Source organism: Streptomyces sp. NBC_01298 (genome assembly GCF_035978755.1).
Classification (GTDB): domain Bacteria; phylum Actinomycetota; class Actinomycetes; order Streptomycetales; family Streptomycetaceae; genus Streptomyces.
This window is the reverse complement of sequence record NZ_CP108414.1, coordinates 8,713,308-8,727,700: the sequence shown is the minus strand read 5'-3', so window position 1 is coordinate 8,727,700 and position 14,393 is coordinate 8,713,308. Positions and strand designations below refer to the sequence as shown.

13 protein-coding genes are annotated in these 14,393 nt (G+C 72.6%); 7 read left to right on the top strand and 6 right to left on the bottom strand.

The features are described from left to right. Positions 1-16: 16 nt before the first annotated feature. The gene (locus OG730_RS39840; RefSeq protein WP_327308877.1) at positions 17-2,533 is read right to left on the bottom strand and encodes a SpoIIE family protein phosphatase; all 2,517 of its coding nucleotides are present in this window, start codon (positions 2,531-2,533) and stop codon (positions 17-19) included. Next, a complete protein-coding gene (locus OG730_RS39835) occupies positions 2,530-6,555 on the bottom strand; it encodes a HAMP domain-containing protein (protein ID WP_327308876.1) in 4,026 nt (1,341 codons plus the stop codon). Before OG730_RS39835 ends, OG730_RS39840 begins: the two co-directional genes overlap by 4 nt. A gap of 341 nt (positions 6,556-6,896) precedes the next feature. On the opposite strand from OG730_RS39835, the gene OG730_RS39830 reads away from it, so the two are divergent. After that, entirely contained in the window at positions 6,897-7,400 is a 504-nt protein-coding gene (locus OG730_RS39830) for an ATP-binding protein (RefSeq protein WP_327309602.1), read from the top strand. Positions 7,401-7,431: 31 nt separating this feature from the next. Here OG730_RS39830 and OG730_RS39825 read toward each other — a convergent pair whose 3' ends face one another. Then, positions 7,432-7,776: an STAS domain-containing protein gene (locus OG730_RS39825; RefSeq protein WP_327308875.1), complete on the bottom strand. Its 345-nt coding sequence runs from the start codon at positions 7,774-7,776 to the stop codon at positions 7,432-7,434. A 209-nt stretch (positions 7,777-7,985) separates the two neighbouring features. Between OG730_RS39825 and OG730_RS39820 the strand changes: the two genes are divergently transcribed. The 5 genes from OG730_RS39820 (at position 7,986) to OG730_RS39800 (ending at position 11,149) form a co-directional block, all read left to right on the top strand. Beyond that, positions 7,986-8,912 (top strand): SigB/SigF/SigG family RNA polymerase sigma factor, encoded by a 927-nt coding sequence (locus OG730_RS39820; protein WP_327308874.1) that lies wholly within the window; start codon positions 7,986-7,988, stop codon positions 8,910-8,912. A 9-nt stretch (positions 8,913-8,921) separates the two neighbouring features. Then, positions 8,922-9,359, top strand: a complete 438-nt coding sequence (locus tag OG730_RS39815; RefSeq protein WP_327308873.1) for an STAS domain-containing protein — start codon at positions 8,922-8,924, stop codon at positions 9,357-9,359. 13 nt (positions 9,360-9,372) lie between these two features. Next, positions 9,373-10,329: an anti-sigma factor RsbA family regulatory protein gene (locus OG730_RS39810; protein WP_327308872.1), complete on the top strand. Its 957-nt coding sequence runs from the start codon at positions 9,373-9,375 to the stop codon at positions 10,327-10,329. 185 nt (positions 10,330-10,514) lie between these two features. Then, positions 10,515-10,946, top strand: a complete 432-nt coding sequence (locus tag OG730_RS39805) for an ATP-binding protein (protein ID WP_327308871.1) — start codon at positions 10,515-10,517, stop codon at positions 10,944-10,946. 80 nt (positions 10,947-11,026) lie between these two features. Continuing rightward, entirely contained in the window at positions 11,027-11,149 is a 123-nt protein-coding gene (locus tag OG730_RS39800; RefSeq protein WP_327250591.1) for a hypothetical protein, read from the top strand. A 58-nt stretch (positions 11,150-11,207) separates the two neighbouring features. On the opposite strand, the gene OG730_RS39795 is transcribed toward OG730_RS39800, so the two are convergent. Further along, positions 11,208-12,275: a mechanosensitive ion channel family protein gene (locus OG730_RS39795; RefSeq protein WP_327308870.1), complete on the bottom strand. Its 1,068-nt coding sequence runs from the start codon at positions 12,273-12,275 to the stop codon at positions 11,208-11,210. A gap of 106 nt (positions 12,276-12,381) precedes the next feature. Further along, entirely contained in the window at positions 12,382-13,155 is a 774-nt protein-coding gene (locus OG730_RS39790) for a VanZ family protein (protein WP_442815156.1), read from the bottom strand. Positions 13,156-13,358: 203 nt separating this feature from the next. Here OG730_RS39790 and OG730_RS39785 point away from each other — a divergent pair, with 203 nt between their 5' ends. Continuing rightward, positions 13,359-13,724 (top strand): PRC-barrel domain-containing protein, encoded by a 366-nt coding sequence (locus OG730_RS39785; protein ID WP_327308869.1) that lies wholly within the window; start codon positions 13,359-13,361, stop codon positions 13,722-13,724. Between the two features lie 120 nt (positions 13,725-13,844). On the opposite strand, the gene OG730_RS39780 is transcribed toward OG730_RS39785, so the two are convergent. Further along, positions 13,845-14,348 (bottom strand): hemerythrin domain-containing protein, encoded by a 504-nt coding sequence (locus OG730_RS39780; protein ID WP_327308868.1) that lies wholly within the window; start codon positions 14,346-14,348, stop codon positions 13,845-13,847. Between the last annotated feature and the right edge of the window lie 45 nt (positions 14,349-14,393).

Here is a 14,393-nt window from a genome sequence, read left to right as displayed (position 1 = left end):
GGGCGGGCCGGGGCCGTCAGCCGACCCGGATGCCGATCACGCACGTGTCGTCGTCCGTGTCCGAGCGGCTCTCGGCGAGGAGCCGGTCCAGTTGGCCGTCCAGGTCCCCGGCAGCGGCGGCCGCCGCGTGCACGAGGTGGCCGAGGGACTCCTGTACCGAGGAGTCCCGGCGCTCCACCAGCCCGTCCGTGTACATCAGGAGCGTGTCGTCCGGTTCGAGCTGCACCTCCCGCTCGACGTAGGCGACATCGGGCAGGGCCCCGAGGAGCAGCCCCTCGATGAGCGGGAAGGCCTCCGCCTCCCCGCGCCGGACCAGTACGGGGGGCAGGTGGCCCGCGCGGGCCCAGCGCATCACCCTCGTGCGCGGGTCGAAGAGGCCGCAGACGGCCGTGGCCGTCACGTGCTTGGCCAGGTGATGGGTGACCGTGTTGAGCCAGGAGAGCAGCTGGGCGGGGCCCGCCCCGGTGACGGCGAGACCGCGCAGGGCGTTGCGCAGGACGACCATGCCGGTGGCCGCCTCGATGCCGTGCCCGGCGACGTCGCCCACCGACAGCATGATCAGTCCGGAGGGCAGGACCACGGTGTCGTACCAGTCTCCGCCGACGAGCGCCTCGATCTCCGCCGGCCGGTAGCGGACGGCGACCCGCAGGCCCGGGGCCTCGATGGCCGGCGGGGTCGGGGGCATGATGGCGTGCTGGAGCTGGAGGGCCAGCCGGCTGCGTTCGGCGGACTCGGCCTCGGTGTGGGCGAGTTGGTCCCGGGTCGCGGCCAGGGCCACCTCGGTCCAGTGCTGGGCGGAGATGTCCTGGTAGGCGCCGCGCACGGTGTGCAGCCGCTGGTCGGCGTCGAGGACGGGCTCGGCGACGACCCGGATGTGGCGGGTGATTCCGTCGGGTCTGCGCAGGCGGAGGTTGACGGAGGCGGGGCGGCGGTGGCGCAGCACCGCGCGCAGGAAGCGCTGGACGGCCGCGGAGTCGTCGGGGTGCGCGTAGCCGGGGAGTTCGCGCAGCCGGACCGGGGGCGCCGTGGGCGGGAGTCCGTGGAGATCGTAGAGCTGGGCGTTCCAGGTGGTCTCGCCGGTGACGAGGTTCTCTTCGAAGCCTCCGATCCGGCCCAGGCGCTGGGCGTGCTGGAGGAGGCCCGCCAGGCGGGCGGTCTCGTCCTGGATCCGCCAGATCAGCAGGACGGCCGAGCCGTGGCGGCTGACGCTGATGTTGGCGACGGAGGTGATCGGGATCTGGTCGACGAGCGCGGTCAGGCTCATGCGTTCGGCGCGGAAGGGTTCACCCGTCGCGTGCACGCGCTCGATGATGTCGAAGAGCCCGCTCTCGCCGGCGGCCAGGGGGTAGGCCTCCAGCAGCAGGGCGCCGTTGACGTCGCCGCGCGGACGTCCCACCGGGTCGACGAAGCGGCTGCCGGTGTGCCGGATCCGGAAGTCGGCGAGGCGGCCGTCGGAGTCGAGGACCGGGGTGAGGACGACGGCCGGGTCCTGGAGCCCCTCGGCGAGGTCGATGAGCTCGGCGACGTCCGGGAGGACCGCCTCGGCCGCGGCGGGGTCGTGCGGGGGCGCGGCGTCCATCGTGCGGGCGCACAGCTCGGCGAGGGCCTCGACCTGGCGCTCGATCTGGGGTGCCTGTGGCTCCAGCGGACGCGGCCAGCAGATCTCCAGGACTCCCTGGATCCGTCCGCCCGTCCCCGTGGGCACCGCCATCCGCCCGCCGCCGGGCCACTCGGCGCGGCCGACGGAGGGGAGCCCCTCCCGGTCCATGGCGGTGAGGGTGACCAGCCGGCGTTCCCCCAGGGCGAGTCGGGCGACGGTGGAGACGCCCGGGGGGACGTGGCGCCAGCGGGCGGCCTCCCGGGGCGGGAAACCGGCGTGGCCGGCGAGGGCCAGCGACCCGTCGGGCTCGGCGGCCCACACGGCTACCGCCACCGCTCCCAGGGGGCCCAGGGCGTTCGTCAGGAGGGACTCGGCTACCGCCTGGGTGTCGGCGGCGACGGCGAGCACCCCGCTCTCGGCGGTGCGCAGGCGCACCGACACCGCGGACGGCTGATCGGCCGGGTCCCCGCCGTGCGCCCCAGCGCCCGCGCTGTTGCCCGTGCTCGTAGCCGTAGCCGTACGTTCGACGAACTCCGCGGCGATCTCGCTGACGTGGTCGCGGGAGGCCTGGTTGACGATGTCGGCGGCGAGCGCGAGGGGGGACATCCCGCTCTCGCGGCACAGTACGTCGAGCTGGCGTGCCGCCGCGGCCGGGGTGCAGCGCAGCTGCCCGATGAGGATGCCCTTGGCCAGTTCGACCAAGGCCCGCCCGTCGGCGGCCGCTTGCGCGTCCAGCACCTCTCGGCGCAGGCGTTCCACGGTGGCGACGAGGCGGCCGAGGGGTGTCGGAGCCTGCTGCGGGATGACGCCCGCGGGCCGGTCGCCGTCCGGTGTTCCCGGCCGGCGCGCACCGTCGTACGGGTGGGCGTCTTCGTACCGGCGGGCGTCTTCGTACGGGTGGGCATCGTCGTGCCGGCGCGTGTCGCCGGTCATCGGGTGAGCCTGCGCCGGATGCGGGCGATGAGGTCGTCGGCGTCCACCGGCTTGGTCACGTAGTCGCTGGCGCCCGCGGCGAGGCTCTTCTCCCGGTCCCCGGGCATGGCCTTGGCCGTGACCGCGATGATGGGCAGGTCCGCGTACTGCGGCATCCGCCTGATCTCGGCGGTCGCGGCGTAGCCGTCCAGTTCGGGCATCATCACGTCCATCAGGACGATGTCGACGCCGGCGTTGCGGACGAGGGCGTCGATGCCCTTGCGGCCGTCCTCGGCGTGGAGCACGCGCATGCCGTGCAGTTCCAGGACCCCGCTGAGCGCGAAGAGGTTGCGCGCGTCGTCGTCGACGACCAGGACCGTACGTCCGGCCAGGCCGCTTTCGGGGACGTGATCGGCGGGCCGGCGCCGCGCGTCGCCGTGCACCAGCGGCAGGACGTCCCCGGGCTGTTCGGCGGACAGGTGGAGCGCGATGCGTTCGCGCAGCTCGTCCAGGCTGGAGAGCAGTTCCAGGCGGCGTGACGCGGACCGCCGGCGCAGGGCCTCCTCCTGGCCGGGCCGCACCCGCGGGTTGTTGTGGGCGAGGACGGGGAGCGAGGCGAGGGCCGGGTCTCCGTCGAGGGCGTCGAGGAAGCGGAGCGCTTCGCCGTCGGGCAGGTCCAGTTCCAGGACGACGCAGTGGAAGGAGTGTGCCGCCAGGGCGGCGGCCGCCTCGCGGGACCCGGTGGCGTTGACCACGTGAACGCCGCCCCGCTCCCCCGCCGTCAGGTGGCCGGGGGCGAAGTCCCGCTCGGCGCTCTCGGCGACGAGGGAGAGCAGGCCGTTCGGCCGCTCCTCGATCACGAGCAGGCGCCGGGGCCGCCGCTGCTCCGGCAGGGCGGGCCGGTCCGGACGGCCGCCCCGCTCCGCCGGCGCCCGGGACGAGGACCCGGGCGGGAGCGCCAGGGGGGTCTCGGCGTAGGTGGCGCCCTCGTAGTCCGCGCGGCTGACGGGCAGGTAGAGGGTGAAGGTGCTGCCCTGGCCGGGGGCGCTCTCCGCGGTGACGGCCCCGCCGAGGAGCTGGGCGATCTCGCGGCTGATGGAGAGCCCGAGGCCGGTGCCGCCGTACTTGCGGCTGGTGGTGCCGTCGGCCTGCTGGAAGGCCCCGAAGACCGACTCCAGTTGCTGTTCGGGGATGCCGATGCCCGTGTCGCGCACCCGGAAGGCCAACATCGGGCCGCGCCGGGTGAGGCCGGCGGGGATCTCGGGGGCCGCGGCCGGTTCGATGCGGAGCTCGACGCCGCCGCGCTCGGTGAACTTCACGGCGTTCGAGAGGAGGTTGCGCAGGATCTGGCGCAGTCGCGAGTCGTCGGTGAGCAGGTCGTCGGGGGCGCCGGGGGCCGTGGTGACGGTGAAGTCGAGGCTCTTCTGCGTGGTCATCGGCCGGAAGGTGGCGTCGACGTACTCCAGGAGCTGGGGCAGGTGCACCCGCTCGGGGTTGATGTCCATCTTGCCCGCCTCGACCTTCGACAGGTCGAGGATGTCGTTGATCAGCTGGAGGAGGTCCGAGCCGGCCGAGTGGATGATGCCGGCGTACTCGACCTGCTTGGGGGTGAGGTTGCGCGCGGGGTTCTGGGCGAGCAACTGGGCCAGGATCAGCAGGCTGTTGAGCGGGGTGCGCAGCTCGTGGCTCATGTTGGCCAGGAACTCGGACTTGTAGGTGGAGGCCAGCGACAGCTGTTGCGCGCGGGTCTCCAGCTCCTGCCGGGCCTGCTCGATCTCCAGGTTCTTGGCCTCGATGTCGCTGTTCTGGCTGGCGAGGAGGGCGGCCTTCTCCTCCAGCTCCGCGTTGGAGCGCTGGAGCTCCTCCTGCTGGACCTGGAGTTCCTCGGAGCGGGCCTGGAGTTCGCCGGTCAGCCGCTGGGACTCCCCGAGGAGCTCGTCGGTGCGGGCGTTGGCGACGATCGTGTTGACGTTCGCTCCGATGGCCTCCATCAGCTGGGCCAGGAAGTCGCGGTGCACGGGGTTGAAGGCGGAGAAGGAGGCCAGCTCGATCACACCGAGGATCTGGTCGTCCACCACGATCGGCAGGATGATCAGGCTGCCCGGGGTGGTGTGGCCCAGCCCGGAGGAGATCACGTACCCGCCCGGGACCTGGTCGGTGGCGATGATCCGGCGGCTGCGGGCCGCCTGGCCGACGAGGGACTCGCCGAGGGCGAAGGCGGCGCCCTCCTGCGCGGCGGCGGAACGCCCGTAGGAGCCGACGAGGGTGAGCACGGTGCCGCCGGGGCGGTCCTCGGCGAGGTAGAAGGCTCCGTACTGGGCGGCGACCAGCGGCGTCAGCTCGTCCATGACGAGTTCGGCGACGGCGCCCAGATCCCGGTGGCCCTGCATCAGGCCGGAGATGCGGGCCAGGTTCGATTTGAGCCAGTCCTGCTCCTGGTTGGCCCGGGTGCTCTCGCGGAGCGAGCCGACCATGGAGTTGATGTTGTCCTTGAGTTCGGCGACCTCGCCCGAGGCGTCGACGGTGATGGAGCGGGTCAGGTCGCCCTCGGCGACCGCGCTGGCCACCTCGGCGATGGCGCGGACCTGGCGGGTCAGGTTGCCGGCCAGCTCGTTGACGTTCTCCGTCAGGCGCTTCCACGTACCGGAGACGCCTTCGACCTCGGCCTGACCGCCGAGGCGGCCCTCGCTGCCCACTTCGCGGGCGACGCGGGTGACCTCGGCGGCGAAGGCGGAGAGCTGGTCGACCATCGTGTTGATGGTGGTCTTCAGCTCCAGGATCTCCCCGCGGGCGTCCACGTCGATCTTCTTGGAGAGGTCGCCGTTGGCGACGGCCGTGGTGACGAGGGCGATGTTGCGGACCTGGCCGGTGAGGTTGTTGGCCATGGAGTTGACGTTGTCGGTGAGGTCCTTCCAGGTGCCCGCCACGTTGGGGACCTGTGCCTGGCCGCCGAGCCGGCCCTCCGTGCCCACCTCGCGGGCCACCCGGGTCACCTCGTCGGCGAAGGCCGACAGGGTGTCGACCATCGTGTTGATGACCCCGGCCAGCGCGGCGACCTCGCCCTTGGCCTCCACCATGATCTTCTGCGAGAGGTCGCCGCGGGCGACGGCGGTGGCCACCTGGGCGATGGAGCGCACCTGTCCGGTCAGGTTGGAGGCCATCACGTTGACGTTGTCGGTGAGGTCCTTCCAGGTGCCGGAGACGCCCCGGACGGTGGCCTGACCGCCCAGGTTGCCCTCGGTGCCGACCTCGCGGGCGACGCGGGTGACCTCGTCGGCGAACGCGGAGAGCTGGTCGACCATCGTGTTGATGGTCTCCTTCAGCTCCAGGATCTCCCCGCGCGCGTCCACCCGGATCTTCTGGGTCAGGTCGCCCTGGGCCACGGCGGTGGTGACCTCGGCGATGGAGCGCACCTGGGCGGTCAGGTTGTCGGCCATGACGTTGACCGACTCCGTCAGGTCCTTCCACGTACCGGAGACGCCCTGGACGTCCGCCTGGCCGCCGAGCCGGCCCTCGGTGCCGACCTCTCGGGCCACCCGGGTGACCTCGCCGGCGAATCCGGACAGCTGGTCGACCATCGTGTTGATGGTCTCCTTCAGCTCCAGGATCTCCCCGCGCGCGGTGACGTTGATCTTCTGCGAGAGGTCGCCCTTGGCCACGGCGGTCGCGACCTGGGCGATGGAGCGCACCTGGGCGGTCAGGTTTCCGGCCATGAAGTTGACCGAATCCGTGAGGTCCAGCCAGGCGCCGCCGACTCCCGGTACGTCGGCCTGTCCGCCCAGCGTCCCCTCGGTGCCCACCTCGCGGGCCACCCTGGTCACCTCGGAGGTGAACAGGGAGAGCTGATTGACCATCCCGTTGAAGACGGTGGCGATCTCCCCGAGCAGCCCGTCCGCCGCATCGGGCAGCCGGGTACGGAAGTCCCCGTCGCGTACGGCGGTCAGCCCGGCCAGCAGCCTGCGCAGCTCCGCCTCGCCGATCCCGCCCTCACCCGCGAGCGGGGACACCCCGCCCGCCGAACCCGCGCCCGCCCGCTCGGCCATCCGCCCCAACCTCACACTCGAAACCGACACTCCGCCGAACGGGACCAGAAGGACCCCCGGCGCCGGGCGCGGCGATGCGCCCGGCTCCGCGGTGATCCGTCTGCGCCGCACCACCGGTCCGGTGAAGGCTAGCGCCGCCGAAGGGACGATAAGGCACGGTCGATCACACCGGGGACAGCGCATCCCGCCTGCGGGAAGGGGAGGTGGGCGGGCGGTCTTCCGAACACGGCCCGAACACGCCTCCGGGCCGCGCGATGTGGACGGCTCGGGGGTGACCTGCCGGGTTCCGGGTAGACGAACGGGTGACACTCGCACACAACGGAGGAATCGGGGTGAAGCGGATGGCGGTCAAGGCCGTGGGCTGGGCCCGGTCGTTCCCCGTCTCGGAGGGGGTCCGGGCGGCGCGGGAGTGGACGGCGGGCCACCTGGCGTCGCTGCCGTGGAGCGGTTCGGTGGCCGACACCGTCTACTCCGTACTGATCTGCGTCTCCGAACTCGTCACCAACGCGCACCTGCACGCGGTCGGGACCGCACACCTCGTCCTGACCTGGGACGGTTCCTGCCTGCATGTCAGCGTAGCCGACGCCGATCCGCGGGTGCCCCCGTACCGGGAGCCCGACGCCGGCGCGGAAGCCACGTCGGGCCGCGGGCTCGGGATCGTCACCACCCTGGCCGATTCCCTGGACATCCACGCGTCGCACGGCGGGAAGGCCATCACCGCGTGCTTCCGGCCGGGCGGCGGACCGGACCCGCACGAACCGGAGCCTCGGCGTACCAGGGAATCTCGACGCACCCGGGAACCTCCCCCGCAACACCCGTGGTCCGGGGCCCCGGAGACCGGATGACCGGGGCGGCGGCCGGGCGGCCGATCCGGGTTCACGTCCCGGCGGCGGCGTCCACGCTCGCGTGCAGGGACAGGACGGTATCGGCCCCGGTCACCGCGAAGAGCCGGCGCAACTGTTCGCCGGGGGCGGCGATGCGCAGGGTCGTGAGGCGGTGCAGCCGCAGGAGCAGGTTCAGGAAGGAGGAGTCCCCGAAGGTGATGGAAGCGGCGTCCAGAACCACCAGCGGATGCAGGTCCGCGGCGGCGACAAGAGCCTCCTCCAAGGGAATGAGGGTGTCCTGGTCGAGCTCTCCGCGGGCCACCACCACCCAGCCGGCCCCGACCGGGTAGCCGTCCCCGACCACGCCCTGCCCGTATCCGTCCCCTGCTCCGGTCATGTCCGCCTCCCCGGATCGTCCGTCGTACGTCCTTCCCAGGGAGTATGCCTGCTCATCGCTCCGGCACCACCGCCCCCCGGGCCGCGGCCCCTCTCCGGGCCTCGGCGCGCCAGGGGTGGAACTCCCCTGCCCTCGAAGTGTGTAGACCCGCGAAGGCGGGGCAGAAGCGCTCCCGGCAGCCGTCAGTCAATCGGGAGGGAGCGGCCACCATGAATCGCTCGGCCACCGTTGTAGGCCCCATTCGTGCAGCAGACGCATCGGTACCCGCGTGTGACCTGGAGTCCGCGGGAGCGACCACGCAGGACGCGGACCTGTTCCGGGTGGAGAACCCGCGGGAGATGGCCCCCTCGGACGCCCGGGAACTCTCGCGGCTCTTCTTCGTGAGGCTGCGCACGCTGGAGGAGGGGACGCGCGAGTACCAGTACACGCGCAACACCCTGATCGAGATGAACCTGTCCCTCGTGCAGTTCGCGGCGCGGCGTTTCAGGGCCCGCGTGGTCGGCGGGGGCCTCGACATGGAGGACGTCATCCAGGTCGGGACCATCGGCCTGATCAAGGCCATCGACCGCTACGACACGGAGCGCGAGGTGGAGTTCTCCACCCTCGCCCTGCCGTACATCACGGGTGAGATCAAGCGCTACTTCCGCGACACCACCTGGGCCGTGCACGTCCCGCGCCGGCTGCAGGAGCTGCGTACGGAGCTCGCCAAGACCCAGGACGCCCTCAGCGATGTCCTGGGCCGGGCCCCGACGGTCAAGGAGGTGGCCCAGCACCTGGAGTTGTCCGAGGACGAGGTCATCGAGGGGCTGGTGGCCGCGAACGGCTACACGAGCAGTTCCCTCGACGCCGCCACGATCGACGGCGACAGCTCCCCGGTGGCGGGCCGCGGCGCCCGGCCGATGGCGGAGCGCCACGGCACCGTGGATCCCGGCATGGAACTCTTCGAGGACTTCCACACCCTGGCGCCCCTGCTGGAGGAACTGGACGAACGCGACCGGCTCGTCCTGCGGCTGCGCTTCGGACTGGAGAAGACCCAGGCGGAGATCGGCGCCGAGCTCGGCGTCTCGCAGATGCAGGTCTCCCGCATCCTGACCCGGACCCTGGCGCGGCTGCGCACCGGCATGCTGGCGGTGTAGGAAGGGACCGTGAACTCCTCATCCGGCGCGCGGGAGCGCGCGGGCTCCTCGGAGCCGGCGGGCTCGGCCGCGGCAGGCCCGAAATCGGCGGCGGGCTCTGTGACGGCCGCGGGCTCCGGGGCGGCGGCGGGCGCGTGGGCGCCGCTGACCGCCCGGCCCTGGCAGGACCGTCCGGGCGCGCGCCTGAGCGGCAGCTGCGACCTCGACACCCGAAAGTGCCTGTCCGCCGCCCTCGGCGTCGTGACCGCGCTGCCCGGACCCGTGGTCCATCTCGACCTGTCCGCCGTGGTCTTCCTGGACACGGCCGCGGTCGCCGCGCTCGTAGGGGCGTCCGCGGCCCTCGGCGGGCAGGGGCGGCGTCTGCTGCTCCACGATCCGCCGTACTCGCTCCGCAAGGTCGTGGAGATGTTCCCGGACGAATGCGCCGCGCTGGAGGTCGCAGCATGATCGAGGTCGCAGCATGATCACTGTTCCTGAGCCCGCCGGGCCCGGGGCCTTCGTCCATCCCGCCTTCTTCTACGAGGACTTCGACGGGTACGTGGCCGGCGTGGGCGCCTTCGTGGGCGCCGCCGTGTCGGCCGGCGAACCGGTCCTCGTCGCCGTACCGGGCCCGAGCCTGGACGCCCTGCGCGAGAGCCTCGGCGGGAGCGCCGACGGCGTCACCTGGACGGACATGACGGATCTGGGCCGCAACCCCGGCCGCATTCTGGCCGCCCTGCAGGATTTCGCCGACCTGCACGTGAGCCGGCCGGCCCGGATCGTCGGAGAGCCGATCTGGGCCGGCCGCTCCCCCGCCGAGGTGCTGGAGGCCACCCGGCACGAGGCCCTCATCAACACCGCCTTCGCCGGCCGGCCCGCCACCGTCCTGTGCCCGTACGACGTACGGGGCCTGGCGCCCGAGGTCCTGGCCGACGCCCGCCGCACGCACCCCACCCTCATCGAGGGGGGCTCGGACCTCCCCAGCCCGGCGTACGCGGACGCCGCGCGGGTCTCGGCGGACTGCGACCGGCCGCTGCCCGAACCCGGGGGCGAGGTGCCCTGGTTCACGTACGCCCACGGAGGGCTGGCCGAGGTGCGCGAGTACGCCGACGCCTGGGCCCGCGGCACCGGTCTGAGCGCGGCGCGCCGCGGCGACCTGGTCCTGGCCGTCAGCGAGGCCGCGGCCAACTCCCTCTCCCACGGGGGCGGGAAGGGCGCACTGCGCCTGTGGGTCACCGCCGGGCCCGGTGCGGAAGCCGTCGCCGAGATCCGCGACGCGGGCCGCCTGGCGGATCCCCTCGCGGGGCGCCGCCGCCCGTCCCTGGCCTCGGCCAACGGCGGTCGCGGCCTGTGGATGATCCACCAGCTCTGCGATCTGGTCGAGGTCCGGGCCCTGCCCGACGGCTTCACCCTGCGGCTCCACATGGCGGCGCCCTGACGGGGGAGGTCACCTACACTCGGGGTCTGGCCCGGGTGTCCCCGGGCCGCTCGGGGGCATACGGACAGTCCCGGACACCGGCCACGAACTCGGCGGGCGGTCTCCCGGGAACAGTGAGCGGATCAGCGTCGGCACGGGGGTGCGAGAGCACGGTGGAGACCATCGGAGCGGAAACGGGAGATCCAGTGAGCGTCGGCCTTCCCGGCGGAGGCCAGCGGCGGCGCCTCGCCCTGACGGGCGTCGGGGGCTCGGTGGCCAAGGGACGCGACTTCACGCGCCGGGCGCTGCGTGACTGGGGCTGGGACGGAACCGAGACCTCCGAGGACGCCCTGCTCCTCGTGTCCGAGCTGCTGACCAACGCCTCGCTGCACGCGGGCGGCTGCCGGGAACTCGTCCTGACGGCCGGGGAGACGCTGCGCATCGAGGTGTACGACGGCACGACGACCCTGCCCCTCCTCCATCCCGCCCCGCGGCGCGGCATGCCGGGGGGCCACGGTCTGCACATCGTGGAGCGGCTGTCCGACCGCTGGGGCACGCACGCGCACGAGGGCGGCAAGTCCGTCTGGGCCGAGATCGAGGCGGACCGTCTGATGTCCGGCAGGCCGGCGCCACGCTGACCGATCCGGCGGACCCCCGGGTCCGTTCCTCGGTCGTCGCGCGCGGGCGTCGATCCGGCCGTCGGGGGCAGGAGCGCCTCATGACCTCTCATCAGCTCACCTCCCTGTCCCTGGCCCCGGCGATCGGGCCCTCCTGGGTGCACCTGCTCGTCATCGCCTTCGCGCTGATCGTGCTCGTGCACACCCTGGCACGGCACCGGTAGGAACTCCCGTGCCCGGCCGCGGCCGGGCCGTACGGGCGCGGCCCGGCGCCGAGTTCCGTCAGCGAGGGTGCCCGTCGGTCGCGCCGGGCCCGGTCGGAGCCGGGTCCAGCAGGATGCGGGGCAGGGCGGCGGGGTGCTTCTCCGCCAGCCAGGCGATCAGCTGCTCGCGTACGGCGCAGCGCACCGTCCACACGTCGTCGGCGTCCTTGGCCGTGACGATGGCCCGCACCACGATGGTGGAGGGCGTCGTCTCCGTGACGGCGAGGTCCCAGCCGCGGCCGTCCCACTGCGGGCAGTCGCGCAGGATCTCGTGCACCTTGTCCCGCATGAGGTCCACGGGCGCCCCGTGGTCGCAGTGCAGGAAGACCGTGCCGGTCATCTGGACACCGCCGCGCGACCAGTTCTCGAAGGGCCTGGTGGTGAAGTACGAGACGGGCATGGTGATGCGGCGTTCGTCCCAGGTGCGTACGGCGAGGAAGGTCAGGGTGATGTCCTCGACCACCCCCCACTCGCCGGCGACCACGACCGTGTCCCCGATGCGCACGAGGTCGCCGAAGGCGATCTGGAAGCCCGCGAAGAGGTTGCCCAGCGTGGACTGGGCCGCCACCCCGGCCACGATGCCGATGATTCCGGCGGAGGCAAGCACGGACGTGCCGAGCGCGCGGAAGCTCGGGAAGGTGAGGAGCATGGCGGCGCCGGCGATCACGGCCGCGACGACCGTCACGACCCTCGTGATCAACGTCACCTGGGTACGGACCCTGCGCACCCGGGCGGGGTCGCGGGTGCCGGTGGCGTAGCGGGCGTACCCCGACTCCACGACGGCGGAGGCCACGGCCACGATCAGCCAGGCCCCGGCACCGATCAGGGCCAGCGCGAGGATCCGGCCCGTGGCGGCCGCGTGGTCCCGCAGCGGCGGCCACGCCGTCTGCCGGCAGGCACCCTTGAACAGTGCGGCGAGCAGGAATATCTGCAGGGCGTGGCGGCAGCGGCGCAGCAGGTTCCACAAGGGCGTCTCGGGGTGTCGCGCGCCGGCGCGGCGGAGCAGTCGGTCGACGGCCCAGCCGGCCGCGGCGGTGAGCAGGATCGAACCCGCCAGGAGGGTCAGGAGGCGTAGGGCGCTGTTCATGTCTCCCCAGTGGGTGGAAGCGGCACGGATCTTCCCGCGCCTGCCCCACGGCGAGGACCTGACACGGGGAGCCCGTTCCCCGCCGGTCGCCCGACCCCACCGGCGGTCACTCGCCGCGGTGGAAGGCCTTCCGCCAACCCGCGCGACTCGGCTTCGTGATCGCCTTTGCCGCCGGGTTCGCCGCCGGCTTCGTTGTCCGCGTCGCTGCCGGCTTCGTTGCTGCCCTCGTTGCCCGAGTCCATGCCGACTTCGCCGCAGACTTCGTCTCCGGCTTCGTTTCCGGCTCCACGGGCCTCGGTTCCGGTCGCGGCGAGGTCGCGGGATGTTCCGGCCGGGGCCGGCGGTGCCACCAGTGCCTGCGGCGCGGGTGCACGGCGCGGCCCAGGCGGCGGCCGATCAGCAAGTAGCCGAGGAGGGCTCCGGCCGTATTGAGGATGACGTCGTCGATGTCGAAGACGCGTCCCGTGACGAGGGCGCCCTGGATCAGCTCCACCAGCGTCATCAGACACACCGTCACGACGGCGACCCGCAGCAGCCCCCGGGCCGGGGGCATGAGGACGGGCAGCAGCACCCCGAAGGGCAGGCCCAGCAGCAGGTTCCCGCCCAGCTGGCGCACCGCCTCCGTGGTCGACGCGCCGTCCAGGTAGGCGTTGATCGAATGGCCGGGCGTCGTGTTGCTGTGCACCAGGGCCACCGAGGCGGCGGAGGGTTCCAGCGTGAGCCGTGCCAGCACCACGCTGAACAGGACGGTCCCGACGAAGGCCGCCAGCATCGCCAGCGCCCGGACGGCCGGGTGCGCGGGTCGGCGTCGTTGCCAGGCTGCCGTCACTGACCCGCTGTCGGGACTCTCGCCGCGCCGCAGCGCGTGTCTCCATGTCATGGCGGCCGTCTGCCCTGTGAACGGCCCCCTACGCGCCGCGACCGCCGCGCCTTCGCGACGTCGGCGATCCCGGGCGAATGAAGGACCGGAGCCGGGGCAGGCGAGTTCGGGCGGGGCGCCTACGGCGCCGCGTACGACATCGAAAGAGAGGGACGGCCGGCACCGCGCCGCCGCCCCCTGTCTGGCGAAGGAGTTGTTTTCGCGTGACTGAGCATGTGTGGAGCTACAGGTCGACCGCGGGCCACCTGACCGGCACCGATCTGATCGGGTACACGGTCGAGGCGACCGACGGCAGCATCGGCAAGGTCGACAAGCACTCCGACGAGGCCGGTGACGCCTACCTGGTCGTGGACACGGGGATCTGGATCTTCGGCAAGGAGGTCCTGCTCCCCGCGAGCACCGTCATCATCGTCGACGTGAACCGGGAGACGATCTACGTCGACGGCACCAAGGAACAGATCAAGAACGCACCGGAGTTCCACCGGGAGAAGCACCTCGACGACGTCGGGTATCGCGAGGAGATCGGCACCTACTACTCCATCGGCGGCTTCGGCGGCCGCATCATCTGACGCGGTGGGACGGACGCGGGCCCGGACTCCTCGAGTCCGGGCCCGCGTCCGCGTCCGGGTCCGGGTCCGTTTCCTCATCCTCGTCCCCCGAGCCGGTCGCGGACGCGGCGGCAGCCGCCGTCAGCCCCGTACGAGGGTGCGTACGTTCTCGACGCTGCCGCAGTCGGCGTTCAGCCGACGCTCCCGCTCCCGCAGGAAGGCCGCCCCGAGCTCGGCCCTCCGCTCGTCCGGGACGTTCTCCCGGGCTCCGTTGAGGATGGTGCGCTCCTCCTCGTCGAGGTGGTGGGAAACCGCCTTGACCAGGTCTTCCAGACGCTCGTCCCAGTCGTCGGAGCCCACTTCGGACACCTCCAGCAGCGCCAGGAGGGCCTCGTTGCCCTCGGCGTGCTCCTTGGCGCCGTGCTCGACCTCCCCGTCGTCCACGCCCTTGAACCGCTTCAGCGCGCCGTACACCTCGGTCTCCTCGGCCTCGCCGTGGGCCACGAGGAGCGCGGACAGCTTCGCGAGCGCGTCCGCGCGGTCGGCCTCCACACTGCGCATCCGGCGGAAGAGGTCCTCCATCCTGCGGTGATCCTTGAGGATCAAGGCGACGACGTCCTGGTTATCCTGTGCTTCCGCGGCCATGCCACGTTCCTCCTGTTCTCGTACGTTTCGTTCCGCAGGGGCGCC

Bases quoted from the DNA above. Each gene is read 5' to 3' on its own strand.
- OG730_RS39810 (WP_327308872.1), top strand. From the start codon at position 9,373: ATGATCACTGTTCCTGAGCCCGCCGGGCCCGGGGCCTTCGTCCATCCC.
- OG730_RS39780 (WP_327308868.1), bottom strand. From the start codon at position 14,348: ATGGCCGCGGAAGCACAGGATAACCAGGACGTCGTCGCCTTGATCCTC.
- OG730_RS39825 (WP_327308875.1), bottom strand. From the start codon at position 7,776: ATGACCGGAGCAGGGGACGGATACGGGCAGGGCGTGGTCGGGGACGGC.
- OG730_RS39835 (WP_327308876.1), bottom strand. From the start codon at position 6,555: ATGGCCGAGCGGGCGGGCGCGGGTTCGGCGGGCGGGGTGTCCCCGCTC.
- OG730_RS39800 (WP_327250591.1), top strand. From the start codon at position 11,027: ATGACCTCTCATCAGCTCACCTCCCTGTCCCTGGCCCCGGCGATCGGG.
- OG730_RS39790 (WP_442815156.1), bottom strand. From the start codon at position 13,155: ATGACATGGAGACACGCGCTGCGGCGCGGCGAGAGTCCCGACAGCGGG.
- OG730_RS39830 (WP_327309602.1), top strand. From the start codon at position 6,897: ATGGCGGTCAAGGCCGTGGGCTGGGCCCGGTCGTTCCCCGTCTCGGAG.
- OG730_RS39820 (WP_327308874.1), top strand. From the start codon at position 7,986: ATGAATCGCTCGGCCACCGTTGTAGGCCCCATTCGTGCAGCAGACGCA.
- OG730_RS39795 (WP_327308870.1), bottom strand. From the start codon at position 12,275: ATGAACAGCGCCCTACGCCTCCTGACCCTCCTGGCGGGTTCGATCCTG.
- OG730_RS39840 (WP_327308877.1), bottom strand. From the start codon at position 2,533: ATGACCGGCGACACGCGCCGGCACGACGATGCCCACCCGTACGAAGAC.